This window comes from Anaerosacchariphilus hominis (assembly GCF_014290175.1).
Classification (GTDB): domain Bacteria; phylum Bacillota; class Clostridia; order Lachnospirales; family Lachnospiraceae; genus Laedolimicola; species Laedolimicola hominis.
In genome coordinates this window covers 239388-263927 of record NZ_JACOOR010000003.1, presented here as the reverse complement: position 1 = coordinate 263927, position 24540 = coordinate 239388, and the positions used below count along the sequence as shown (strand labels likewise).

Sequence of the window (24540 nt, the reverse complement as noted above, 5' to 3'; positions counted from 1 at the left end):
ATAACTTGACGCAGGGCAGGGAATGGGGTATATTAGATCTCACAGTTCTTTTTGTCAAAAAGAGGAAACGTGCTCGTGATGAAAAAAGAATTATGGGGGAAGAGGAATGGCGGACAGCAAATTAAAGATCGATATCAGAAGAAATAAAATACTGGAACGTCTGCGGGAAACCGGCGTGGTGCGGGTGACAGAGCTTAGCCGTGAGCTTGGAGTTACACCGGTGACCGTTCGGACAGATCTGGCCAGCCTGGAACAGGACGGCTATCTGGATCGGGTTCAGGGCGGAGCGGTAGTGAAAGAGCGCATGACGGAAGTACAGGAGACGCCGGCAAAAGGAACGGAAGAAAAACTTGCCATCGCGGCGGAAACAGTCCGACAGATTCCGGACGGAAGCACTCTGTTTATCAATTCGGGAACCACGACCAGGTATGTGGCCACAGCGCTAAAGCAGAGAAAGGGAATCAATATCGTGACGAATTCTATGGCGGTGGTCGCAGAACTTGGGGACGTGTCGGGAATTCATGTGATCCTGCTGGGCGGAGAATGCAATGCCCAGTACGGTTATACCTACGGCGAGGATGCAAAAGCACAGTTGGGACGCTATCGGGCGGATCTGGCGATTCTGTCGGTGGACGGAGTCAGCGTAGAAGCGGGAATCACCACGTTCCATGCGGACGAGGCCATGATAGACAAGATGATGATGGAACGCTCGGGAAAGACCATGATTGTGGCGGATCATTCCAAGATTGGCCGCGCTGGCTTTACCTGCCTGGCACAGATCAGCCAGGGCGTGGAACTGGTGACGGATGGTGGGTGTGATAAAGAAAAAGTTGCCCGGTTGGAAGCACAGGGACTGCGTACCACAGTAGTATAAGTGAAGTAAGATAGAAAAGAATTTTGAAAACAGCCGTCACTACTGGATGTAGTGGCGGCTGTTTTGCGCTCTTAAAGGCCTCGTATAATGTTAAGGTAATCTTGTCGTTGATCTACGACAGCGTGAATGATAACTTCTTTGGCTGTTTCGTTTATTTTGTAGAAGACCAGATCTTTTTCGAGAATCAGAACCTTATATCCCTGACGTTTTAATGCAGGATATCTGGGGGTGGTTCCGATATATGGGTCGTCACCAAGGCGAAGAAGTTGTTGTTCCATCTTATCGAGTTTTTGCAGAGCTACGTCATTTCCGAAATTTTGAGCAATGTAAAGAATGATTTTTCGGATGCCAGCATCAGCAGTGTCGGTGCGGATGATATGGTATTTCAAGATTTAATCCTCCCGTAAGATGGCGCGCAAGTCGTCAAAGGTATCGGCAATGGGAGCGGTGCGGTTGTTTCGTGCATCATCTTCTGCTTCGGCCAGAATTTCCAATAACTCAATGCGAGCTTTCATATTTTTATATTCTTCGTAGGAAAGGGATACGGTGTCGCCCCGGCCGTTTACGGTTATGATGACGGCCTCTTTATTTTCCTTACAGTGTTTTGCAATATCGTTATAGTGATTTCGCAGGTCGGCCGACGGACGGATGGTTTCCTGTAATGCGTACATGATGAACACCTCCATATATAATATATGCAAATTATATCATAATTTGTGTAGAATATCAATGAATATGAATCCTGGGGTGTCCCGAGAGAGTTTATACATTTGAACTATCCGTCGTGTTCGCCGGTACTGTCATGATAGTCATCAGGATTGAGTTGGTAAACCCAGCGGTAGTTATCCTGCTGAAAAAAGGAAGAGTAAATTTCAGCTACCGCACCCAGCGGAAACAGGGTTTCGGTGGAGTCAGATACCCGGATTTCGAAATTTTTCAGCGGCGCGAATACATTTTCCCGAATGGAACGTTCCAGTTCCTGCAGGAAAAAGTCGCCAAGCTCCACCATAAAGCCGTACAGTACTACCATTTTGGGATTGAGCAGATTGACTGCGTTGGAGATGGCTACGCCCAGGCGGACGGCTACGTCCTTCACATAGTACATACACATGGGATCGTCCATGTCCAGCGCCCAGCGGATGGCCTGAATCGTGATTCCGTCTTCCCGATGCGGGTACGAGTTCAGGGCAGAAAGTACACCGTCATCCATTGCTCTGGAGATACGGGCAGTCAGAGCCGGAAAGGCAGTGCTGGTTTCGATACAGCCAGGTTTTCCACAATAGCAGAGTTTCTGTCGGCGATCGCTGTAATCAATGACGGTATGCCCTAACTCAGCAGCTTTGCCGTCGGCCCCGGAGACAGGAATTCCATTGCAGCAGATAGAAGCGCCGATGCCATTGGACAGTTCCACACAGATAAAGTTCTGGATGCCTTTGGCGACGCCGAACCGGTATTCCGCCACAGCGGGCATCGTCACACCGCTGTAAGTCTGTACTGGGAGACCAGACAGGTCTTCAAGCTTAGGACGAAGCAGCTGATGCACCCAGGAATTGAAGTGGGTATAGTTTTCAGTCAGAGAATCCGTTGGGTGATAAAGGGCCGGATCGTAGGGGGGCTCGCTGATTCCGATGCCAACAATTTTTTTTACGTCGAATTCTTTTAACAGGAGAGTCACCTGTTCCAGAACGGCGCTGACCAGCGCTTCCTTTGGAGCGGAGGAATCCATCGGCGTCTTGGACTGGTAAAGAACCGTTCCATCTACCTGGGAGACCAGATAGAAGATATGATGCGGGGAAAAGGAAAGTCCAATGGCGCACAGATAATCCTTGTTCATCTCCAGAAGTGTTCGCTTCCGTCCAGGACCATTGGATGCGTACCCGGTCTCTATCACAAGTCCTTCCTCCAGAAGATCCTTCATAATAGCGCTGACACTGGCAGGCCGGTAATCTGTCAGAAGACTCAGCTCCGTTCGGCTGATAGGGCCCAAATGATGGATGAGGTTTAAAAGAAGATATTTTTTATGAGCGTAATTATTAATTGGCATAGACACAGCTCCCTGTATGGAAAAAATAATCCGGATTCTTACAAAAAAGTAAAAATTCAAGAAGAAAATGAAAAAATCCATGCCTTAGTTTAGCATATAGACGGGGAATATGCAATGAACAGAAAAGTAAAAATTGAAATCAAATAAAATACCAGTAAAATGCACGAATAATAGAGAAATAATTTGTAGAAAACAGAAAAAATAAAAACGAGAACGAAAATATAATTGACAAATAAAATGAAACAATTTATTCTAAATATAACGATAAAGAAAAAAACTATAGATAGTTAATAATAAAAACAGAATTAATAGTTACGATAAAAACAATAATTAGAGCATTTGCCAAATGGCATGAAATAAAAGGAGGACAAACAGATGAAAAAAGTCGGCTTTGTATGCTTTGGCGAAATAAATACGCCATTTGAAAGATTACAGATAAAGCACGATGCTGCGCTGGAAGCGCTGAAAGCAATGCAGTACGATCTGACCGACGCCGGCATCGTCATTGACGATGCCGAATACAAAACGGCGGACACAGCCATCGACATTCTGAAAAAGAAGGAATTTGACTGCTTGATCGTTTGCGTAGCGGGCTGGGTGCCGTCCCATGCGGTGATTCGGGTGATAGACGGATTCCGGCATATTCCGATGATTCTGTGGGGCCTGTGCGGCTGGTATGAGAACGGACACCTGATTACCACGGCGGATCAGGCCGGAACGACGGCACTCCGGCCAGCCATGGAGGCCATGGGATACACATTTAAATACATTTACAGTATCGTCAATAAGCCCTTGCCGATAAAGAAGATAGACGCCTATGTGTCCGCCTGCCACGCGAAGGCAGCGCTTCGTGCAAGCCGGGTGGGAACCATGGGGTATCGGGATATGCTGCTTTATGGAACCCAGTACGAGGGCAATTCCATGCGGGGACAGTTTGGTGTGGAGGTGGAACCTTTCGAGATGCTGGAGATGCTGCAGAACGCGGAGCAGCTGGCAGAAGAGGATATCCAGAAGGGAATCGCGTATGTAAAAGAACACTGGCAGTTTGAAAAAGAGTGTCCAGAGGAGACCATCGAAAAAGGTGTAAAATACACGTTGGCCATCGGTAAAAAGGTTCAGGAGAGAGGCTATCGGGCGGTGTCCCTGATCGACGTGGACGGAATGAAGAAGCTGCTGGGCTTCCCACCTGCCATGATCTTTATGCTGCTGGAGCGGTGGTACGGCGTTCTGACTGTTCCGGAAAATGATGTGATGGGAGCGGTCACACAGCTGATTTTAAAGGAACTGTCCGGACAGACCGTTCCCTATCTGGAGTACTATGAGTTTTTTGAAAAAAGCATGCTGATTGGCGTCCCGGACTTTATTCCGGAGCCGGTCACAGAGGGAGCGATCCGGGTGCTTCCGGCGGCTTTTGGTTTGCTGTCCGCGTCGCTTCTGAATGTGTCAAGGGTGAAAACAGGTTATGTGACCTGTGCCCGCCTCATCTACGCGAATGGAAAGTACCGAGTACATGCTTACACGGCGGAAGCGAAGACCCCGGAGCCCTGGAATGAGTACGGTTGGGACGATCCGGCCCCGCAGCTTCCGAGTCTGGAAGTATTCCCAGACTCCTGTACCGTGGAGGAATTCGCCCAGAAGGTTTCCAGCCAGCATGTGATTGTGGCTTATGGAAACTGGATGGAGGAGCTGCGCGATTTCTGTGGTATCATGGGAATAGAACTGGTGTAAACAACATGGGGGAAATAGGACAATGAGAGAAAAAACACTGAAAATCGGATGGGCGCAGACAAGCATCACGCCGTCGGCTCCGACGCTGATGGAGGGTCAGATGTATATGCGGTGTTCCCAGTATATACACGATCCACTGACGGCCTCGGCACTGGCGCTGGATAACGGGGATACGCAGGCGATTCTGGTTTCTATGGATATGACAGAGGTTCCGCTTCATGCCTTCGGACGGCTTCGGACGGAGCTTGAGAATCTTGGGATTCCATTTGAGCAGATTTCCTTTAATGTGACGCATACACATAATTCATCGTCCTTTTATGAGGATTTCATGCGGGTGGAAAATGAGCAGATATACGATCCGCACATCCTGCCGCACTTTGATATGCCGGAAAATATGGTGTGTGGAGAAATGGGACAGGATTTTTTCGTAGATAAAATCCGGGATTTGATAGCGGATGCCTGGGAAAAGCGGGCGCCCGGCGGTATTAGCTACGCTCATGATTACGCAGCGGTGGCTTTTAACCGCAGACCGCAATTTGGCGCAGGGGAGGATCTGGAGACTACCATGTACGGGGACTGTTCCCGGAAGGATTTCGTGCGCTTTGAGAGCGGCGTGGACACGGCGGTGGAACTTCTGTATACTTGGGATGAGCAGCAGAATCTGACCGGAGTCGTCTGCAATGTTCCCTGTCCGTCCCAGGTGTATGAGCTGCACTGCTTCCTGTCGGCGGATTACTGGGGACCGACCCGGAGCGCCATTCGCGAAAAACTGGGGAAAAATGTATATATTCTTCCGGTTTGCGGCGCAGCGGGCGACCTGGCTCCCATCGATCTGACGTATTATTCTAAGACCAATAAAAAGGCGCTTCTGGACTGGGGCGGCCAGACGAAAGAGGTGTTCCGCAATTTTGATATGACGCAGATTTGCCAGGGTATCGGCGATCGGGTTTCCGAGGCAGTGCTTCGGGGGTATCGGACGGCTCGGAATTATATCGCATACAGGCCGGTGTTCCGGCATCAGGTGCTGGCGATGGGGCTGCCCATCCGTCAAGTGTCGGAAGAGGAGTATCGGAAAGCGGTAAAGGAAGTAAAAGAGATTCATGGACGCTTTACGGAAGAAAAGCCGATGACCATGTCAGATCTGGTGAAGGCCTTTGAGCCCCAGGGCGTCATCCTGCGGTACCGACAGCAGGAAGAAAACTCTGTGTATGAATTCAAGTGCCATATCCTGAGACTGGGCAATGTGGGAATCGCCACCAATCCCTTCGAGCTGTACCAGGAGTACGCACAGCGGATCAAGGCCAGGGCTGAGGCGGAGCAGGTATTTATCATCCAGCTGGCCAATGGGGCCGGAGGCTACCTTCCTACAAGGGCTGCGGTGGCCGGTGGCTCTTACAGCTCCAAACCGGCGTCTACCATGTGCGGGCCGGAAGGCGGAGACGAACTGGTGGAGAAGACTCTGGAGAGGCTAGATGCGTTCTGGGAAGAATAAGGGAGAGACGGGATGCAATATATTGGAATGGATCTGGGAAGCACCAATACAAAAGCGGCTGTATATGATGAAAAGTTCCACTGCATTGCTATGGCCACTGCGCCACTCATTTATAAGCGGAGCAGCGGCCGGGTGGAATTTGATTTGAACCAGTATCGGGATACCCTGGCCGGGCTTTTACGGAAACTGGTTAAGACGCCCGGTGTCAGACCGGAGAAGATAGAGCGGCTGACCCTGACAGGACAGGCGGAAACTTTGGTAGTGCTGGACAAAGACGGAGAGCCACTGATGGATGCTATTTCCTGGATGGATGAGCGTTCACGGGAGGAATGTAAGGAACTGGAAGAAAAATTCTCCAAGGAGACATACATAGCCAGAACGGGCCAGCTGGCGGTGTTGCCTACCTGGCCAGCCACAAAGATCCGGTGGCTTCAAAAAAACAGGCCGGAGATATTTGAACGTGTCGGGACCTATATGTTGCTGAAGGACTATGTCGTCTACTGGCTGACAGGACAGCGCGCGGCGGATTGCTCCATTGCCACATTCACCTTTTATTTTGATATTTATCAGAAATGTTACTGGGAGGAGATGCTGGATGCCATCGGGATCACAAAGGAGCAGCTTCCGTCCCTTGCGGAACCCTGTACTCTGGCTGGAAGGTTAACGAAGGAAGCGGCTGCTCTGACGGGCCTGCCGGAGACAGTGACTATCAACCGGGGAACACTAGATCATTTCGCTGGGATGATCGGCACGGGAAATGTGACGGCGGGAGGACTTACCATGTCCGTGGGAACAGTGATGGGGCTGTCAGTATTTGCGCCGGTTGGATGGCGGTGGCAGGAAAGAGCGCAGGAAATTGCCATGCATTATGGCTTCTTTCCAGATTCCTATGTGATGCTTCCGGTGGCAGAAAGCGGCGGCGTAAGTCTGGAGTGGTTTCGGAAGACCTGTATGCCTGGAGTGAGTTATCCAAAATTAAATGAAGAACTGGAAAAGAGAACCTTTCCGGGAGAGCTGATTTTCCTGCCTTATCTTCAGGGGACTAACGCCCCGGAGATGGACGGAAAGGTTAGTGGCCTGTTTTACGGCCTGCGCGCAGAGCATGACGCGTACGATATGGCTGCGGCGGTCATGGAGGGCGTGGCCTTCCTACTTCGGAAAAACTGCGAGGCGCTTAAGGAGGCTGGGACGAAGATTCGGTACATTGTGGCCACGGGCGGAGGAAGTAAAAGCGCGGTCTGGTGTCAGATGCAGGCGGATATTACCGGACTTCCGGTGGTGATTCCCCGGGAAAAAGAGGCGGCCTGCTTCGGAGCAGCACTGGCGGGAGCGGTGGAGGCTGGAACATGTACCTCCTATCAGGAGGCGGCCGACCGCTGCGTGGAGATGGAGACACGCTATGAACCCCGCAGGATAGAAAAGTATGAGAAAAAATACCGGCAGTTTTGCGCGCTCTACCAGGCGATGGTTGCGGTGGAAAGGATGGGCCGGGAAGAGTAAAAGACAGAAGTGAGAATAAGACAGGAGCTGATTCCGACAGATTCGGAATCAGCTCCTGCTTTTTGGGAAGAAGGTATGTAGCTTATTTCTTTGTAAAATGATAGGAGGCGGCTCCGGTGGCCTCGTCATAGGAATCCATGGTAAAGGCGCAGCTGGCGGCGTCGGCCAGAGTCTGCATGATGACGGTCGTGGTGTAAGGGTACCAGGGCGATACTGTCCGGCCGGTGTCCAGAAGGTGGCGCACCGCAGGACAATAATGGACGGTGACGGTCAGGGTATCTCCAGTCAGACTGGTTTCGACGGCGTCTTCTGCCTTCTCCCGGTGATAAGTGTCGAGAATTTTCTCCTGAATGGCGGCCGGTCCTTTTTCTTTGATGGCGGTCAGAACGGGCGTGTATACATGGTGGGTGAAGGTGGTTAGGAATTCGGTCAGAGCCTCTTTTCCATAATGCTCGCCCACATAATGGATGCCCATGTTTAGAATACTGTGGAAATCCTTGTGAAAATATTCGTTCTGGGAAGCACGTCGATCCATGATTTCTGTGTTTTCATCTACGATGACACGGCCGTCAAATACTTTGGGATCGTAGATCAACATGGAACATGCGGCGTGATCGACCCCGTTAAAATTGTAGATGTATTTCAGGCCTACTTTTTCTGCAGCCTGTCGATAGGAATCGCAGTGCAGACAGTAGTCATGGTAGGGGGTGAGGCCGATTTCATCTTTTAAAGCCAGCAGTCTTCCTTTAGAAGGACAGTGATGCATTACGTTCATAAACCAGCCGCCTTTCTCGTTCAGATACATGGTGAAATCGGCAGCTTCCTCGTTCAACGTGCCAGCCCAGTAGGAATAACAGCCACGGATCCCCTGTTCCTTTACATAATTGATAAGCGGGATGCCGGAGCCTGTGGGCGCGAACAGGTAGTCCCAGAAGCGGTTTAACTCTTCACGGCCCCGTTTAGCCTCCAGAAACGTGAACAGTTCGCTGTAGCAGGGAATGAATTCGGTACAAGATAACATGTGTAAAACCTCCTTTTTAAATTAGAACAAGATCTTCACAGACCTGTCAGTGGATACATATAGCAGAAAAATCCATCAGTCGGGCAAAGGCAGCAAGTTCCGTGGAGTAATCTCCGTAGGCCAGGGCGTAATGCTGACCGGCATAGGCGCTGCAGAAATCTTCGATGCTGCCGTCCAGACGGACGTCCAGGGCCGGCATACAGCCGCTTCGGGGGCTGGTGGGAAGCCCCTGACCGGTTCCGTAGATCAGGTGATAGGTTCCCACATCCTCCACAATGCGAAGAAATGTAACCTTTTCCGGCCGCAGGACGCCGCAGACCTGTACGCCGGAAAATCCGGGATGCTCCATGAACTTCTGGACGCATACGCCGGGCGCGCCCATACTGAGGGGCAGAAAACCGCAGGGCGAGAAAGTTACCACATTTTCTTTGTGAGAGAGAGCGTCTCCGTAGGTGACAGTTTCCCCGGAGAGGGCCTGCAAAAGCAGCATGGAGACGGTATTTGGAATATCGCCCTCGCAGGAAGCCGTGACGCCTTCGTCCGCAAGCAGGGACAGAGCGACGCAGGGAACCACCCGGTATTCCTTGGAAAATTCATACTGGCATTTGATGTTGACTGCCGACCAGCGATGCTCCTGACAGAGGGAGGTGAGGGCGGCGTAGAGGGCCAGGGTCTGTCGGAGAACCTCTGACTTAAAATCACGGCGGATAGCCGCGCGGTTCTGCAGCTTGTCCCATGCGGAATCGATGTCGGCCTCAGAGACGGTTTCCGCCCGGCGGATCAGGGAATAGGAATCCATCTGTTCCACTTCAGGGCCCAGCTTCCAGCGCATCAACACGTGATCGAAGGTACCGGGATAGATGCTCATGGAAGTGTAGCCGAAGAGTCCGATACGCGAGTAAAAAAGCGTATGACAGGCATGGGCCGCGCGGGCGAAGGCCTGAAGCTTCTGTTGGATCGCCTTTTCCTTCCAGCTTCCGATCAGTACATCGATGGGAAGCTGCAGTCGCTTTAGGGGGCCGGACAGCATGGCTGCGGAGACGTATGAACCGGTACTTTCCGTGACGCCGTTCACTTCCTCCAGAGGAAAGCCCCATAAAATACAGGGGAGTCCACGGAGCTCTTTTAATACTGTGGTGACAAGGCTGCACTCAGTCCAGGTCAGAAGAATGAGGACGGCGCCGGAAAAGGAACCGTTCAGGGATTCCCGGCCGGCTGCGATGGCCTGGGCGTCTGTCACGATGACTGGGGCCGACTCCGGGGTGTAAAAGCAGTCCGGGGAGAGGGAAGCGGCGATATGACGCCGGATGGCCTCTGAGTTTTCGTTCAGATAGTCCGGGTGCCCGATCCACAGGACATTTATTTTTTGCATGAAACATCCTCCTTTACAAAAAGAATCAAGTGTATTGCTGGAAATATTGAAAATTTTATGAAATTAAAGCGTAAAACTGAAAATCAAAAACTTTCCAAAACGAAAGATTTTGAAAGAAAAACATAAATAGAAGTGATCAAGAACATTAAAGCATAAAAACGAAAAAAAGTCTAGCTTAAATGAGAAAAAATATAAAGAATTTACGAAAAAGTGAAAAAATAGATTGACAAATATGGCAAATATGGATTAGTATTAAGACAAGCTTTTTCGAAAAAGAAAACAACGGAAACAAATGAAAAATGAAAACAAACAAAACTTTTCATTTCGAAAGGGAAAACAAATATTTCCAAAACGAAAGAAATGGAAAAAGAGAAGGAGGAACTTTTTATGCAGACGGGTGCAAAGGAAAAGAACGGAATTATCGAAAGCCTTTCCACATTTTTAAGCAATTACGTAATTGTCCTTCCGATCATCCTGCTGATTATTGCCTGGACAATTATAGCTCCCAACTTTATGAGCTACAGCAACTGGATGAATATCCTCAGGCAGGTTTCGATGATTGCAATTCTGGCAGCAGGCGCATTTTTTATCATGGCAACCGGTGATTTCGACCTGGGTCTTGCTTCGGTAGTAGGTATTACAGGCTGCGTATTTGCAAAACTGATTGTTACCTTCGGCTGGCATCCGGCGCTGGCGGCAGTGGCGGCGATTCTTCTGGGTGTTCTGACCGGTGTGATCAACGGATGTCTGGTTACATACTTCGGAATCCCGGCATTTATCGCGACGCTGGGTATGCAGTATATCGCGAGAGGTCTCTGCTATGTAGTTACCAATTCCTATCCGATTACCGGACTTCCGGATTCCATCGGATGGATCGGAAGAGGCTACTTAAACATCGGCGGCAAGGACCTGATTCCCTGGCCGGTCGTATTCATGATTTTGATTTACGCTGTTACAGCTTTTGTGGCAGCCAAGACCAAGTTTGGCCGTTATGTATACGCAGTAGGCGGCAACGCAGAGGCAGCATGGCTGTCCGGTATCAACGCAAGTCAGATTAAGAGAGCTGTATTTACGCTGGGCGGTCTGGCTGCAGGTATCGTAGGTATCATTCTGGTATCCCGTCTGAGTTCAGGTCAGCCGCAGGGCGGAACTGGCTGGGAGTTCAAAGCGGTTATCGCGGTTGTCATGGGAGGCGTATCTCTGACGGGCGGTAAAGGAAAGCCCATCGGCGTAGCATTGGGAGCTGTATTTGTAGGTATTCTGGAAAATGGAATGACCCTGTTGAATATCAGTTCCTATTATCAGCAGGTAGTGCAGGGAATCGTACTGGTTGTGGCGATTGGATTTGACGTATATAAGAGTAAACGGCAGGCAGAATCAAAGTAAGGAGGCGTTCACATGGAGGATAATCGGGAAGTAATTCTTGACATAAGAAATGTAACCAAAACGTTTCCGGGAGTAAAGGCGCTGACTGACGTGACCTTTCAGGTACGAAGAGGCAGCGTACACGCTCTGGTAGGAGAAAACGGAGCGGGAAAATCGACTCTGATCAAAGTCCTGACAGGCGTGTACCGGGCAGATTCTGGCGGATACTGGTTCAAGGGACAGGAAGCCCATGTGAAAACTCCGCTGGAAGCGCAGAAGCTGGGTTTGAGCGTCGTACATCAGGAGCTGAAGCTTTCAGAGACCCTGTCTGTGGCGGAAAATATTTTCTTGGGAAGACCCTTTATGACGAAGGCGCACCTGGTAGACTGGAAGAAACTGCGGCAGGAAGCGAAGAAGCTTCTGGACAGTCTGAATATTGATCTGGATGTGGATATGGAAGTGGCAAGACTGTCCGTAGCCCAAAAACAGATTGTAGAGATTTGCAAGGCACTTTCCTTTGACGCGGAGTTGCTGATTATGGATGAGCCGTCGGCGACCCTGACCGACAAAGAGCTGGATTGCCTATTCCATATCATTGACCTGCTGAAGGAGCGGGGCGTTACTATTGTATATATTTCCCACCGTATGGAGGAGATTTTCCGAATCGCGGATATGGTGACGGTTCTGCGTGACGGATGTCAGATTGATACCCTTCCGGTAAAATCAGTGGACAGAGCGAAGCTTATTTCTCTGATGGTAGGCCGGGATATCGTAAACGAGTATCCGAAGCTGGAGGCGGAAATCGGGGATGTGGCCCTGGAGGTAAAGAATATTTCCACACTGAAGCTCTTACATGACGTGAATTTCAATGTACGTCATGGGGAAATCGTGGGCCTGGCAGGTCTGGTAGGAGCCGGAAGAACCGAGACAGCCCGTGTCATCTTCGGAGCGGACAAACGGACCGGCGGTGAGATTTACATCGACGGAAAAAAGGTGGAAATCCATTCCGTTATGGATGCGGTAAAGCATAAGATTGCGCTGGTTCCCGAGGATCGGAAGCAGCAGGGCCTGATCTTGATTCATTCCATCAGCGCCAACACGGCGATCGTGGATTTGAACAATATCTGTACCGGCGGCCTTCTGAACAAAAAGAAAGAAAAGGATCTGGCGAAAAAGTATATCGAAATGCTTGGCACAGCCACCTCTTCCGAGGAGAAGGAGGTACGTCTTCTGTCCGGCGGCAACCAGCAGAAGGTCGTGCTGGCCAAATGGCTGGCGGTAGATTCGGAGATTTTGATCTTTGACGAGCCGACCAGGGGCGTAGACGTGGGAGCCAAGGCGGAGATTTACAAGCTCATGTGCCAGCAGGCGCAGGCAGGAAAGGCCGTTATCATGATTTCTTCGGATATGCCGGAGCTGATCGGTATCTGTGATCGGATTTACGTCATGCGCGAGGGTACGATTTCGGGTGAAATCGAGCGTGAGATCTTCAGCCAGGAAGCGATTATGGAGTACGCGGTATCCTGATGAGATAAAACAGAACTTTTGTCGCGTGTCGACAGAAAATATAATATTTTATAGAAGGAGGATTTCTATGAAAAAGAGAACACTGAACAAACTGATGGCACTTGGGTTAGCAGCATCTATGGTACTCGGTATGGCAGCCTGCGGTTCTTCAGGCGACACCAAGGAAGAGGGACAGGGTACAGCGGAAAGTACTACAGCTTCTGCGGATGATACCGCTACGGCAGACGCGGATTCCGGCGATAAGATCGTAGTCGGCGTAGACCTGTACTACAGACGTGACGAGTATTATGTAGATCTGGAGACCACCTTCCGCGCTTACGGTGAGGAAAAGGGCTATGAGATGGTAATCAGTGACGCGGACGGAGACGTAACCACACAGATTTCCCAGATCGAGGACTTTATCACTCAGGGTGTAGACGTGATCCTGCTTGCGGCGGCAGACCCGACAGCGCTGATTCCGGCGTGTCAGGACGCCATTGACGCAGGAATCCCGGTTATCTGCTACGACGGTGGAATCGATTCCGATATTCCGGCTACCAAGGTTATCTTCGATTACTACGAGGACGGCGCTATGGTAGCAGAGTGGGCGAAGCAGTACATCACAGATAATCTGGGCGGCAAGGCGAAGGTAGCGATTTTGGATTTCCCGGCGTCCCCGATTGTATGCGGACTTCGTGCGCAGGGCTTTGCGGAAACCATTTCTCAGCTTGACGGTGTGGAAATCGTAGCGCAGCAGGATGGCAAGGCAAGCCGTACCGACGCAATGGCAGTGATGGAGAATATCCTGACTGCAAATCCGGACGTGGATCTGGTATACGGCATCAACTATGATACAGGCGCAGGCGCTGCATCTGCAATCGAGGCAGCAGGCTCCAAGGCAGTGGTATGCTGCAATGCATGGGGACAGGAAGGCTTTGAGAAACTGGAGAATAACGATCCGTACATCAAGTGTATGGCGGCTTCCTCTCCGGTAACCCAGGCTCACGACGCTATTGATGCCATCGCTTCGGCACTGGCAGGCGAAGAACTTCCGAAGGAGACCCTGTCTCATTCCACACTGCTGACTGCAGAGACTATCAAAGATTTTGACTGGAAGTCCATCGTAGCAGCAAGAAAGTAAACACAGAATAAAACCAGCAGGAGCCCGTTTCATGGGCTCCTGTGAAAATCATCGGCGTAAAGGGGAGAAAAACTATGGCACTGTATCTGGCGATTGATCTGGGAACCACCGGCTGTCGCAGCATTCTTTTTGACGAAAAACTTACGCAGCTTCGGGATTCTTACCGGGAATACGGACTTATCACACCGCGGGAAAACTGGGTGGAGCAGGACGCCAATCTTTGGTGGACACTGACGCTGGAGACCGCAAAGGAAGTGTTTCAGGATGCAGACAGAACGAGTGTGGAAGGAATTTCCATAAGCTCCCAGGGTATTACACTGGTGCCGGTTGACGGAGATTTGAATCCTCTGCATAATGGAATTAATTGGCTAGACGCGCGTGCGAAAGAAGAAGCGGTTCAGATAACGGAAGATTTTGGAACGGAATATATGTTTGAACTGACCGGAAAGCCGATTGATCCCTGTTATTTTCTCCCAAAGCTTTTGTGGATAAAAAAGCATCTGCCAGAGGTATACCACAAAGCCTGGAAGTTTCTGATGCCGATGGATTATCTGACGGCAAAGCTGACGGGAAAATGCCTGACGGATCACAGTATGGCTTCCGGTACTTTATTATATGATATTCGAAAACATGTCTGGAGCCGGGAGGTTCTGGAGAAATATGAGATAGCAGAAGAAAAGCTTCCCAGGCTTGCCTGGAGCGGCGAGGCGGCGGGGCCGCTTCTTCCGGAGATTGCAAAGGAGCTGGGACTTTCGGAAAACTGTATGGTCGCTGTGGGAGCGCAGGATCAGAGATGTGCGTCCCTGGGAGCGGGACTGGGAATGGATACCATGACCATATCTCTGGGCACATCAGGAGCTATATGCAGATACTGGGATCATGTGGACACAGAAAGAAGCAGAAAGGTCGGCTGGTCGGCTTATATCGATGAAAAAAGCTGGGTGACGGAGGGCGTGATCAATACAGCCGCTGTGTGCCTGCGGTGGCTCAGGGATGAGATGTTCCCGGGAAAGAGCTATGACGAGATAGGAAAAGAGGCGGAGGCGGCCAGAGAGCGGGGAAGTACCGTGCGGTGTTATCCCTATTTCAATGGTCCAAGCAGTCCGGACTATTATCCGGAGGCCGAAGGGTGCTTTTACGGAGTTAACCTGGCGTCGGGGCGCGGCGATTTCGCGCTGGCTGTGATGGAAGGAATTGCGTATCAGATACGGATTCTTCTGGAGGCCATGGAAGCCAGCGGCCATGTACGGCGGCTGGTATTGTTCGGCGGAGGCGCCCGGAGCGATCTGTGGTGCAGAATTATCGCGGACGTGACGGGAATGGAGATTCAGGTTCCGGTGACTTCCGAAGCGGCGGGAGCCGGAGCGGCGATCCTGGCTGGAATCGGCACGGGAGAGTTTGCAAAGGGCAGACTTCCTGCGTTGTTGGTCAGCAGATGCTACAAACCGGGAGAATGGCAGCAGGCATACGAGGAAAAATATCGAAAATATAGAGAACTGGAGCACAGAATCTGGCGCTAGGAGGATGCGGGAATGCTTTTTATTAAGAATGCGAAAATCGTCCTGGAAACGGGAATCCTGTGGGACGGGGTTCTGGCGGTGGAAGGCGACCGGATTGCGGCGGTCGGAAAGGCCTCAGAGATAGAAATTCCGAAGGACGCGGAGGTACTGGACGCGCAGGGACTTTATGTAGGTCCCGGTTTTGTAGATATTCACGTACACGGCGGAGGCGGACATTTCTTTTACGCGGAGCCGGAAGAAGCGGCGGAGCATTTCCTCAGACATGGAGAGACGTCCATACTGGCTACTCTTTATTATGATCTTCCAAAGAAGGAATTTGCGGAGGCCATCGAGCGGGTAAAAGAAGCGCGAAACCGTGGAGGGGCCGCGCAGGCCATCGCGGGCTTCTATATGGAAGGCCCGTACATGAATCCGAAGTACGGAGCCTGTGCAGAGAAAAATAAGTGGAGAGGAACGATCCGGAAAGAGGATTTTCAGGAAATCGTGGATCGGGCAGGTACACTGGCCAGGGTCTGGGCGGTTGCCCCGGAGAGAGAAGGCCTGGAACCATTCCTATCCTATGCAAAAGAGATAAATCCCGGCGTGGTATTCAGCGTCGGTCACAGCGAGGCGTCACCGGAGCAGGTGCGGAGTCTGAAGTTTTATGGACTGCGGCTGCAGACCCACTGCATGGACGCCACGGGAAGAGTGGAAAAATGGGCCGGAACCCGCGGCTGCGGGCCGGACGAAGCATGTTTTCTGGATTCGGATATGTATGCGGAGATTATCTGCGATTCGCAGGGAATCCATGTCAATCCGGATATGATTCGTCTGATTTTGAAAGTGAAAGGGATGGAAAAAGTCATCTTGATTACGGACAGCTTCGTAAGTGAAGAGCCGGGACCGAAGGAACTGGAATACATTCAGGATCTGGTGTTCGATGCGAACGGAGGACTGAACGGAAGCAGACTGACGCTGGATGTGGCTTGTAGGAACCTGATGACGCATACCAACTGCGGCATCGCGCAGGCGTTTATGATGGCGGCGGGCAATCCAGCGAGAGTCATCGGAATGGAACACGAAATCGGTACTATTGCCGTCGGAAAGCGGGCAAATCTGGTGCTGGTAGATGACATGTTTCATGTAAAAAAGGTACTAGTAGGAGGAAAAGTTTGGCAGCAGGAACAGCGCAAAAAGAACGTTTGAACAGAATTATCCAAAATCTGGAAATAAAAAAAGCGGTTTCAGTGAGTGAACTGAGTAGAGAGCTTGCCACCTCCGTGGTGACCATCCGCAAGGATTTGCAGCGGCTGGAGCAGGAGGGAAAACTGAAGCGCGTTTCCGGAGGGGCAGTTTTGACAAATAGCCAGGAGGAGGGGACGGATCTGGGGTATTCTAAGGAAAAACCCAACCGCGATCTGAAGCTGGCAGTGGCGAAAAAGGCAGCTGAACTGATTCAGGACGGAGATTCCCTGATTATGACGGCCGGAATGACTACGCACATGACTGTGCGGTACGCAGGCGACCGGGCCGGACTTAAAATTGTGACGGATTCTCTGATTACAGCAGAAGATTTATGTCGGCATGCGGAGTGGCAGGTGATTATCCTGGGCGGCGAGATATGCGAGCGGGATTTCTTTGTCCACGGGCGCGATGCGGTACGGCAGGTAAGCAGATATATGGCGGATAAAGCCATTGTAACCATGGACGGCGTGGATGTGGACGCGGGACTTACCACACTTCGCGTGGAGGGCGTCAATACGCTGAAATCCATCCTGGCAAGGGCGAGAGCAAAAATTCTGGTTGCGGATATTACCAAGATAGGAATTGAGAGCTGCTGCCATGTTGGAAACATCACGGACGTAGATATTCTGGTGACCAACAGGACGGAGGACGCAGAGAAGCTTAAGATCCTGAAGTCGATAGCGGAGAAAGGCGTCGAGGTGATCTGCACTGACGAGGTTGAATAGAAAAAGGCAGGGTGAGAGATAGAATGACATTAAAGGCAGGCATGGCAATAACGGATATTTCACCGGAAAAGGGAGAAGAGCTTGGAGGATATCCCCACTATCCCAGGCATAATACAGGGGTACACGACCCGCTTCAGGCAGCGGCGATGTATCTGAATAACGGAACGGAAGAGATAGCCCTGGTTACACTGGATCTTCTCTTTTATTCCAAAAAGCATGTGAAAGAGGTGCGGGAACGCGTTCGGCAGGCATGTGGAATTCCAGAGAATCACGTGATGATAAGCTGCTCCCATACCCATTCAGGCCCGTGGGCTGCGGGACGTCTGGATATCGAAAGTCTGGAAGCGGGCGCACAGCAGCCTGAGGAATATGTAAAATCTCTGAATGATAAGATTGTATCTGCGGTGGAAAGCGCGAAGAAGGAAGCTTTTGAGGCGGAATTTACTTCGGGAACCGCCCATTGTGGAGCAGAATCCGGAGTGGGTGGCAACAGACGGGCACCCGGCGGACCACACGACCCCCTGGTCAGCGTGATGGCTGTCCGGGATAAAGAGAAAAAAATCCGGGGGATCTTTGTGAATTATACTTTACATCCGACATTTATCCATGAGTGGAGTACTGTGTGTACGGCGGATTATCCCGGTTATCTGAAGCAGCAGCTGCGGGAAATGCATCCGGACGCAGTGATTGGATTTTCCCAGGGAGCTTCCGGCAATCAATCCAGCCGTTACTACCGGCAGGGCGAGAGTTTTGATGAGGCTGAACGCGTGGGAAGAATTCTCGGAAAAGCGGCGGATACGGTGCTGGAGCACGCAGCATGGACCGGCGAGCTTCCCATCCGGACGGCGGATAAGAGCATCGAGTTAGAGCTTCGTACCTTTGGCACCGAAGAAGAACTGGAAAAAAAGGTGGCTCAGGACAAGAAAACCTACGAAGAGTTGTATGAAAAGTATGGAAAATCAGAGAACCGTGAGGAATATTACCTGTGGCAGAATGCAAACCTGAAGATGTTGGGCTCAGAGGATCAGCTGGGCTATGTGAAAATGCAGAAACAGGGAATGCGGATTGAACTGCTGACGGATGAAAATCCGGCGGAGATTCAGGTGATTATTCTGGGAGATACCTGTATCGTGGGTGTGCAGGGTGAGATTTTTGTGGAATACGCCCTGTATATCAAGGCCATGGCTGGATATGAAATGGTGGTATTCAACGAGCTGACCAACGGCTGTCTGCCGGGTTATCTGTATACGCCGGAGTCTCTGGTGGAGGGCGGCTATGAGACGGATACATCCATGCTGGGAGAAAAGTTTGGTCGACATCTGGTAGATGCGGTACTGGACGTGATTGAAGAGACAAAGCATTGAAAAGATAAAGCATGGAAAAGGAGGAAAACCAGATGATTTTTGGAGAAGACAATTTTACATTTAAACAGGCTGATTTTTATCCCTTTAAAGACGCGGAAGAAATCAAACGGGTAAGAGCGATTACAAAAGAAGAGATCATGGCGTTAAACGGAAAGCATCCGTCCAATCCCAATATCTTCCTGGAAGTACTGCCGGATGACGATGTGGAGATGGTGATGATAGCGGATATTGTAAAGAGAATCGTGGATTCCGATCGTTACGATAAGAAGGTTGTGATGATTATGCCGAATCCGTCTCCCACCTACCGAAAGGTGGCCTATCTGCTGCATCAGCTGAAGGTAAACTGTAGAAATGTCAAATTCTACATGATGGACGAATGGGCGGACCAGGATGGAAATATCGCGCCTCTGAGCTATAAGGCAGGATTTGGCAATGCGTTTTACCGCTTTATGGTGTCTCAGATTCTGGATCTGGGCTTTAAAGAGGAGAACTTTATCTATCACAGCAATAAAATTACACCGGATTATTCCAAAATGTTGGAGCAGGACGGCGAGGCAGATATTGTATACAGTGGTCCGGGATGGCCGGGACATCTGGCGTTTATCGACCCGGTAGAAGACTGGTTCCAGCCGACCATGGAAGAGTACTGCGCTCAGGGAGCCAAGGTAGCGAATCTGCATCCGCTGACCATTGCGCAGAACTCCCTGCACGGCTCTTTCGGATGCTCCGGCGATATTGCCAATGTACCACCCATGGGAGCAATGATGGGTCCGCGTGACGCCATGAAGGCGAAAGAGATCCTGGATGTTCACAGTATTACCACAGCGGGAAGCCATGTGACCTGGCAGAGACTGACCTCCAGAATGTGCATCTTCGGAAAGCCATCCCAGGAGGTTCCGGCGTCGATTTTGCAGCTTCGTGAGAATCCGACCCATATCATTATGAGTGAAAATCTGGCAGCGACTATCCAGCCGGATTATATGTTCCAGTATTAAGAGGAACTGCCTATGAAAGTTCGGGACAGAGAGAAGATCATTTTAGAGATTCTACAGGAAAAACAACTGGTCAGCGTAGACGAACTGAGCCGGAAGTTTGGAGTGTCTGTAGTAACCATACGGAAGGATTTGCAGCATCTGGAGGATGAAGGGAAGCTTGTGCGTACCTTTGGGGGTGCGGCGGCAGGCGGTGTGGAAAGCCGGGAGCAGCAGCGATTGGAGGCCATAGACCGGATAGCGGCCCGTACGGCTGAGGAGATCCGGGACGGAGACTGCGTGATCTTAAACGCAGGCAGCACCACTCTGCTGACAGCACGAAAATTTCAAAAGCTGCGTGAACTGACGGTTATCACAAATTCTGTTTCGATAGCAAGAGAGTTGAGTGTCCAGGAGGAGATACAGCTGATACTGCTGGGAGGCGAAATGACGGCCAACGCTGTATTTACCCATGGCGGAGCGGCCATTGGCCAACTGGAGCAGTACAAGGCGGACAAGGTGATTCTTTCCGCCAGCGGAATCAGTTGCAGAACCGGAATTACAACGCGTCATATGGAAGCCGCAGATTTATTCCATAAAATGATAGAGCGCGCAGACGAGGTTTTTGTGGTGGCAGACGATACGAAAGTAGGATTTGAAAGCTTTTACTATGTCAGCGACCTGAAGGTGGCGGACAAAGTTATCACAAACCGCTGTGAAGCCAGCGAAGCAGAGCTATGCAAAATGGAAAAAATGGGGATAGAAGTGATACGCTGTTGAGTGGACAATTACATAAGGTACAGAGCGGACGCAGAGGAATCTGTGTCCGTTTTGTTTTGCACTGGCAGAGCCTCTCGCTTGACAAACTGCGGATTTCAGCATACCATAGTCCCGTAATGGCCGGGAAAGGCCATCGGGTAACAACATTCGGAGGTACACAAAATGCTGATACGCTTATTTTCCTATATGAATCAGTATAAAAAATACGCCGCCCTGGCAGTGATCTGCATCATGACGGAGGGAATCTTTGAGCTCCTGGTGCCACTCATCATGGCGGATCTCATCGACGTGGGCGTGGCGAACGGCGACCGGAGCTACATCTATATGAAGGGCTTACAGATGGTGGCCTGCGCGCTGATAGCGCTGGTGCTGGGCGTGGGAAGCGCCCGATTCGCGGCACTTACCGGTCAGGGACTGGGCGCAGAGTTGAGAAAAGCCGAGTATGAGAAGCTTCAGGGCTACTCCTTTGCCAACATCGATCATTTCCGTTCCTCATCCCTGGTGACGCGGCTCACCAGCGACGTGACGAATATTCAGAACGCGGTATCCATGGGTATGCGCCCCTTCTGCCGCGGACCTATGATGCTGGTGGTGGCCACCGGAGTGGCTTTTTCTATTAATCATACCCTGGCCATTGTGTTCTTTGTGGCATTGCCGGTACTGGCTACAGCTTTGTTTGTAATTACCATGAAGGTGCGTCCGCTTTATTCCCGGATGCAGACCGCCATTGATACGGTGAACCGGATTGTCCAGGAGAATCTGACGGCGGTTCGTGTGGTCAAGGCCTGCGTCCGCGGCGGATATGAGGTGGAAAAGTTCGAAGAGGGTAATCAGAAGCTACGGCAGGAATCGGAGACAGCTTTCCGGCTGGCGGCTTTGAACATGCCCGCCATGCAGTTTGTCATGTACGGCACGATTCTTTCGATTCTGCTCTTTGGCGGCTATCTGATTCAGAAAGGCAGTATGAAGGTGGGCGAGCTCACCGGATTCTTAAGCTATGTACTGCAGATTCTGAATTCCCTGATGATGATTTCCAATGTGTTTCTGATGCTGACCCGCTCCATGGCCTCCGGCGCGCGGATTCTGGAGGTCATCGACGAAAAGGTGGATCTGACGGATGAAAAGGCCAGGGACATCGAAGTGAAGCACGGCAGCGTGGAGTTCGAGCATGTGTGGTTCAAGTATAAAAAAGAGGCGAAGGAATATGTGCTTTCGGACATTTCCTTCCATATAGAAGCGGGCCAGACGGTGGGCGTCATCGGTCAGACCGGCGCGGCCAAGTCCACGCTGGTGCAGTTAATTCCAAGACTTTATGACGCCACCGAGGGCGTGGTGAAGGTGGACGGCGTGCCGGTGCAGGAGTACCCCATGGCGCATCTGCGGGATGCCATTGCCATGGTGCTGCAGAAAAACACCTTGTTTTCCGGAAGTCTGCTTGATAATCTGCGTTGGGGAAAGGAGAACGCTTCCCGGGAGGAGATCGAAGAGGCCTGCCGTATCGCTTGCGTGGACGAGGTGCTGGAGCGGCTGCCGCAAGGGTATGAGACTGAGATGGGTCAGGGCGGCGTCAATGTGTCCGGCGGCCAGAAGCAGCGGATCTGCATCGCCCGGGCGCTCTTAAAGAAGCCGAAGATCCTGATCCTTGACGATTCCACCAGCGCCGTGGATACGGCCACCGAGGCGAAGATCCGGGAGCGGATGGGAAAAGCCCTGCCTGACATGACGAAAATCATCATCGGACAGCGGATTTCTTCTGTCCGGCACGCGGATCAGATTATCATTCTGGACGATGGCCGGGTCAGCGACATCGGCACCCACGAGGAGCTGCTGACCCGCAGCGAAATCTATCAGCAGATTTACGAATCCCAGAAGGAAGGAGTGGAGCTTTAATGGCGAAGTACAGTTATGTGGGTTATAAGCGGCCCAGGAATACGAAGAATACCCTGAAGCATCTCCTTCATTATATGGGCCTCCACAAATGGATGTTTTTACTGGTGGGACTTCTGGTGTGCGTCAGCACCGGGGCCAGCGTCATGGGAACTTATCTTCTGAAGCCGGTTATCAACCGCTTTATCATGCCCGGCGATAGGAAGGGGCTGGTCGGCGCAGTGGCGGCCATGGGTGTCATGTACCTCTGCGGGGCGCTTGCGACCCTGGCCTACAATCAGCTCATGATCAAATCGGCCCAGACCGTGGTGCAGGAGATCCGAAGCGATCTCTTTGCTCATGTGCAGACCCTGCCCTTAAGCTATTTCGACGCCCACACCCACGGCGAACTCATGAGCCGCTTTACCAACGACGTGGATACGGTGCAGGAGGCCATGAACAACAGTTTTGCCATGGCGATCCAGAGCTTCCTGACGCTGGTGGGAACCATTGTCATGATGATGGTCTTGAGCGTGCGGCTGTCTCTGATTGTTATGGTGTTCCTGATTCTCATGGGCATCTTTATCCGGACCAACAGTAAGAGGAGCCAAAAATATTACCAGCGGCAGCAGGCGGAGCTTGGCAGGATCAATGGCTTCTCGGAGGAAATGATGGCGGGCCAGAAGGTGGAGAAAATCTTTAACCATGAGAAGGTTAACTTTAAGATTTTCTGCGGCCTCAATGAGAATTTCCGGAAGGAATCCACGGACGCCCTGACCTACACGGGCATGCAGGTGCCCACCGTGGTCAGTCTTTCCTATCTGAATTACGCAGTGTCGGCCTGTGTGGGCGGTATTTTCACCCTGAACGGCTTTCTGGATATCGGAAGCCTGTCCTCCTATCTGGTGTTTGTACGCCAGAGCGCATTGCCCATGAACCAGTTTACGGCCCAGATCAACCAGATCCTGACGGCCCTGGCCGGAGCGGAGCGGATTTTCGACCTGATGGAGGCCGAGCCCGAGGCAGACGAGGGCGACATAACTCTCTGCAATGTTTTGGAGGAAAATGGAAAGATAAAAGAGACCGACGAGCGCACCGGACACTTTGCCTGGAAGCTTCCGGCGGCGGAGCCGGGCGGCAAGACGGAACTGCGGAAACTCCGGGGCGATGTGAAATTCGACAACGTGGTCTTCGGCTATGTGCCGGAGAAGCACATTTTAAATGGGATCTCCCTGTACGCCAAGCCCGGCCAGAAAATCGCCTTTGTGGGCAGCACGGGAGCCGGAAAGACTACGATTATCAATCTGATTAACCGGTTTTACGAGATCGAGTCAGGCACCATCACCTACGACGGCATCGACATCCGCCGGATTCGGAAGGAAGATCTGCGCCATTCCCTGGCAATGGTCATACAGGAGACCCACCTGTTTACCGGAACCATTGCCGATAATATCCGCTACGGAAAGCTGGACGCCACCGACGGTGAGGTGCGGGAGGCGGCCAGGATCGCCAATGCGGATTCCTTTATCCGCCGTCTGCCGGACGGCTACGATACCATGCTCTACAGCGACGGCAGCAATCTGTCCCAGGGACAGCGGCAGCTCATTGCCATTGCCCGGGCGGCCATCGCGAAGCCGCCGGTCCTGATTCTGGATGAGGCCACCAGCTCCATCGACACCAGAACGGAGCGGCTCATAGAGAAAGGCATGGATGCCATCATGGATGGCCGGACCGTATTTGTCATCGCCCACCGCCTTTCCACCGTGCGAAATTCCAAGGCCATCATGGTGCTGGAAAAGGGCGAAATCATCGAACGGGGCGACCATGAGGCGCTGCTTTCGGAAAAAGGGCGGTACTATCAGTTATATACCGGCCAATTTGAACTGGAATAAACTGGAAGAAAGATAAATTGTATACAAACAGGATTTCCGAAATCCGGAGTGCATGGAGGACGAAAATCCTGTTTTTTGTTCGGAAAATCCGGATTGTATTGAAAAAAATACTGGAATACAGTTCAATTCTGCGATAGAATAAAGTGATCATAAAT

20 protein-coding genes are annotated in these 24540 nt (G+C 51.3%); 15 read left to right on the top strand and 5 right to left on the bottom strand.

The window, feature by feature from the left end:
* Window positions 1–106: 106 nt before the first annotated feature.
* A complete protein-coding gene (locus H8S44_RS06205; protein ID WP_186871723.1) occupies window positions 107–874 on the top strand; it encodes a DeoR/GlpR family DNA-binding transcription regulator in 768 nt (255 codons plus the stop codon).
* 71 nt (window positions 875–945) lie between these two features.
* On the opposite strand, the gene H8S44_RS06200 is transcribed toward H8S44_RS06205, so the two are convergent.
* From H8S44_RS06200 to H8S44_RS06190, 3 genes are all read right to left on the bottom strand, one after another.
* Entirely contained in the window at window positions 946–1263 is a 318-nt protein-coding gene (locus tag H8S44_RS06200) for a type II toxin-antitoxin system RelE/ParE family toxin (RefSeq protein WP_186871722.1), read from the bottom strand.
* 3 nt (window positions 1264–1266) lie between these two features.
* A complete protein-coding gene (locus H8S44_RS06195) occupies window positions 1267–1545 on the bottom strand; it encodes a type II toxin-antitoxin system Phd/YefM family antitoxin (protein WP_186871721.1) in 279 nt (92 codons plus the stop codon).
* Window positions 1546–1649: 104 nt separating this feature from the next.
* Window positions 1650–2918, bottom strand: a complete 1269-nt coding sequence (locus tag H8S44_RS06190) for an ROK family transcriptional regulator (RefSeq protein ID WP_186871720.1) — start codon at window positions 2916–2918, stop codon at window positions 1650–1652.
* A gap of 375 nt (window positions 2919–3293) precedes the next feature.
* Here H8S44_RS06190 and H8S44_RS06185 point away from each other — a divergent pair, with 375 nt between their 5' ends.
* The 3 genes from H8S44_RS06185 to H8S44_RS06175 are packed head-to-tail and all read left to right on the top strand — an operon-like array spanning window position 3294 to window position 7638.
* A complete protein-coding gene (locus tag H8S44_RS06185) occupies window positions 3294–4646 on the top strand; it encodes a hypothetical protein (protein ID WP_186871719.1) in 1353 nt (450 codons plus the stop codon).
* A 22-nt stretch (window positions 4647–4668) separates the two neighbouring features.
* The gene (locus tag H8S44_RS06180; RefSeq protein ID WP_186871718.1) at window positions 4669–6138 is read left to right on the top strand and encodes a hypothetical protein; all 1470 of its coding nucleotides are present in this window, start codon (window positions 4669–4671) and stop codon (window positions 6136–6138) included.
* Between the two features lie 12 nt (window positions 6139–6150).
* The gene (locus H8S44_RS06175) at window positions 6151–7638 is read left to right on the top strand and encodes a xylulokinase (protein WP_186871717.1); all 1488 of its coding nucleotides are present in this window, start codon (window positions 6151–6153) and stop codon (window positions 7636–7638) included.
* Between the two features lie 82 nt (window positions 7639–7720).
* Here H8S44_RS06175 and H8S44_RS06170 read toward each other — a convergent pair whose 3' ends face one another.
* Together H8S44_RS06170 and H8S44_RS06165 are read right to left on the bottom strand one after the other, a co-directional pair.
* Window positions 7721–8659 carry a hypothetical protein gene (locus H8S44_RS06170; protein ID WP_186871716.1) on the bottom strand — a complete coding sequence of 313 codons (939 nt, stop codon included), beginning with the start codon at window positions 8657–8659 and terminating at the stop codon, window positions 7721–7723.
* Window positions 8660–8705: 46 nt separating this feature from the next.
* The gene (locus H8S44_RS06165; RefSeq protein ID WP_186871715.1) at window positions 8706–10031 is read right to left on the bottom strand and encodes a hypothetical protein; all 1326 of its coding nucleotides are present in this window, start codon (window positions 10029–10031) and stop codon (window positions 8706–8708) included.
* A gap of 387 nt (window positions 10032–10418) precedes the next feature.
* Here H8S44_RS06165 and H8S44_RS06160 point away from each other — a divergent pair, with 387 nt between their 5' ends.
* From H8S44_RS06160 to H8S44_RS06110, 11 genes are all read left to right on the top strand, one after another.
* Window positions 10419–11417, top strand: coding sequence for an ABC transporter permease (locus tag H8S44_RS06160; protein ID WP_186871714.1), 999 nt, complete (start codon window positions 10419–10421; stop codon window positions 11415–11417).
* A gap of 12 nt (window positions 11418–11429) precedes the next feature.
* Window positions 11430–12923, top strand: coding sequence for a sugar ABC transporter ATP-binding protein (locus H8S44_RS06155; RefSeq protein WP_186871713.1), 1494 nt, complete (start codon window positions 11430–11432; stop codon window positions 12921–12923).
* Window positions 12924–12990: 67 nt separating this feature from the next.
* Window positions 12991–14043, top strand: a complete 1053-nt coding sequence (locus H8S44_RS06150; protein WP_186871712.1) for a sugar ABC transporter substrate-binding protein — start codon at window positions 12991–12993, stop codon at window positions 14041–14043.
* A 74-nt stretch (window positions 14044–14117) separates the two neighbouring features.
* Window positions 14118–15563, top strand: coding sequence for a xylulokinase (locus H8S44_RS06145; RefSeq protein WP_186871711.1), 1446 nt, complete (start codon window positions 14118–14120; stop codon window positions 15561–15563).
* 12 nt (window positions 15564–15575) lie between these two features.
* Window positions 15576–16748 carry an N-acetylglucosamine-6-phosphate deacetylase gene (locus H8S44_RS06140; RefSeq protein ID WP_186871710.1) on the top strand — a complete coding sequence of 391 codons (1173 nt, stop codon included), beginning with the start codon at window positions 15576–15578 and terminating at the stop codon, window positions 16746–16748.
* Window positions 16749–16789: 41 nt separating this feature from the next.
* Window positions 16790–17512 carry a DeoR/GlpR family DNA-binding transcription regulator gene (locus H8S44_RS06135; protein WP_330593396.1) on the top strand — a complete coding sequence of 241 codons (723 nt, stop codon included), beginning with the start codon at window positions 16790–16792 and terminating at the stop codon, window positions 17510–17512.
* A 23-nt stretch (window positions 17513–17535) separates the two neighbouring features.
* Window positions 17536–18876, top strand: coding sequence for a neutral/alkaline non-lysosomal ceramidase N-terminal domain-containing protein (locus H8S44_RS06130; protein ID WP_186871708.1), 1341 nt, complete (start codon window positions 17536–17538; stop codon window positions 18874–18876).
* A gap of 32 nt (window positions 18877–18908) precedes the next feature.
* Entirely contained in the window at window positions 18909–19871 is a 963-nt protein-coding gene (locus H8S44_RS06125) for a 6-phosphogluconolactonase (protein ID WP_186871707.1), read from the top strand.
* A 12-nt stretch (window positions 19872–19883) separates the two neighbouring features.
* Window positions 19884–20627, top strand: coding sequence for a DeoR/GlpR family DNA-binding transcription regulator (locus H8S44_RS06120; protein WP_186871706.1), 744 nt, complete (start codon window positions 19884–19886; stop codon window positions 20625–20627).
* A 162-nt stretch (window positions 20628–20789) separates the two neighbouring features.
* Window positions 20790–22517 carry an ABC transporter ATP-binding protein gene (locus H8S44_RS06115; RefSeq protein WP_186871705.1) on the top strand — a complete coding sequence of 576 codons (1728 nt, stop codon included), beginning with the start codon at window positions 20790–20792 and terminating at the stop codon, window positions 22515–22517.
* Window positions 22517–24385 carry an ABC transporter ATP-binding protein gene (locus H8S44_RS06110; protein WP_186871704.1) on the top strand — a complete coding sequence of 623 codons (1869 nt, stop codon included), beginning with the start codon at window positions 22517–22519 and terminating at the stop codon, window positions 24383–24385. The genes H8S44_RS06115 and H8S44_RS06110 overlap by 1 nt, the downstream gene beginning before the upstream one ends.
* Window positions 24386–24540 lie beyond the last annotated feature (155 nt).

Excerpts from the sequence above, each read along its gene's own strand:
- H8S44_RS06115 (WP_186871705.1), top strand. The coding sequence starts at position 20,790 with ATGCTGATACGCTTATTTTCCTATATGAATCAGTATAAAAAATACGCC.
- H8S44_RS06155 (WP_186871713.1), top strand. The coding sequence starts at position 11,430 with ATGGAGGATAATCGGGAAGTAATTCTTGACATAAGAAATGTAACCAAA.
- H8S44_RS06185 (WP_186871719.1), top strand. The coding sequence starts at position 3,294 with ATGAAAAAAGTCGGCTTTGTATGCTTTGGCGAAATAAATACGCCATTT.
- H8S44_RS06110 (WP_186871704.1), top strand. The coding sequence starts at position 22,517 with ATGGCGAAGTACAGTTATGTGGGTTATAAGCGGCCCAGGAATACGAAG.
- H8S44_RS06145 (WP_186871711.1), top strand. The coding sequence starts at position 14,118 with ATGGCACTGTATCTGGCGATTGATCTGGGAACCACCGGCTGTCGCAGC.
- H8S44_RS06130 (WP_186871708.1), top strand. The coding sequence starts at position 17,536 with ATGACATTAAAGGCAGGCATGGCAATAACGGATATTTCACCGGAAAAG.
- H8S44_RS06170 (WP_186871716.1), bottom strand. The coding sequence starts at position 8,659 with ATGTTATCTTGTACCGAATTCATTCCCTGCTACAGCGAACTGTTCACG.
- H8S44_RS06165 (WP_186871715.1), bottom strand. The coding sequence starts at position 10,031 with ATGCAAAAAATAAATGTCCTGTGGATCGGGCACCCGGACTATCTGAAC.
- H8S44_RS06205 (WP_186871723.1), top strand. The coding sequence starts at position 107 with ATGGCGGACAGCAAATTAAAGATCGATATCAGAAGAAATAAAATACTG.
- H8S44_RS06195 (WP_186871721.1), bottom strand. The coding sequence starts at position 1,545 with ATGTACGCATTACAGGAAACCATCCGTCCGTCGGCCGACCTGCGAAAT.
- H8S44_RS06190 (WP_186871720.1), bottom strand. The coding sequence starts at position 2,918 with ATGCCAATTAATAATTACGCTCATAAAAAATATCTTCTTTTAAACCTC.
- H8S44_RS06160 (WP_186871714.1), top strand. The coding sequence starts at position 10,419 with ATGCAGACGGGTGCAAAGGAAAAGAACGGAATTATCGAAAGCCTTTCC.
- H8S44_RS06125 (WP_186871707.1), top strand. The coding sequence starts at position 18,909 with ATGATTTTTGGAGAAGACAATTTTACATTTAAACAGGCTGATTTTTAT.
- H8S44_RS06175 (WP_186871717.1), top strand. The coding sequence starts at position 6,151 with ATGCAATATATTGGAATGGATCTGGGAAGCACCAATACAAAAGCGGCT.
- H8S44_RS06140 (WP_186871710.1), top strand. The coding sequence starts at position 15,576 with ATGCTTTTTATTAAGAATGCGAAAATCGTCCTGGAAACGGGAATCCTG.
- H8S44_RS06150 (WP_186871712.1), top strand. The coding sequence starts at position 12,991 with ATGAAAAAGAGAACACTGAACAAACTGATGGCACTTGGGTTAGCAGCA.
- H8S44_RS06180 (WP_186871718.1), top strand. The coding sequence starts at position 4,669 with ATGAGAGAAAAAACACTGAAAATCGGATGGGCGCAGACAAGCATCACG.
- H8S44_RS06120 (WP_186871706.1), top strand. The coding sequence starts at position 19,884 with ATGAAAGTTCGGGACAGAGAGAAGATCATTTTAGAGATTCTACAGGAA.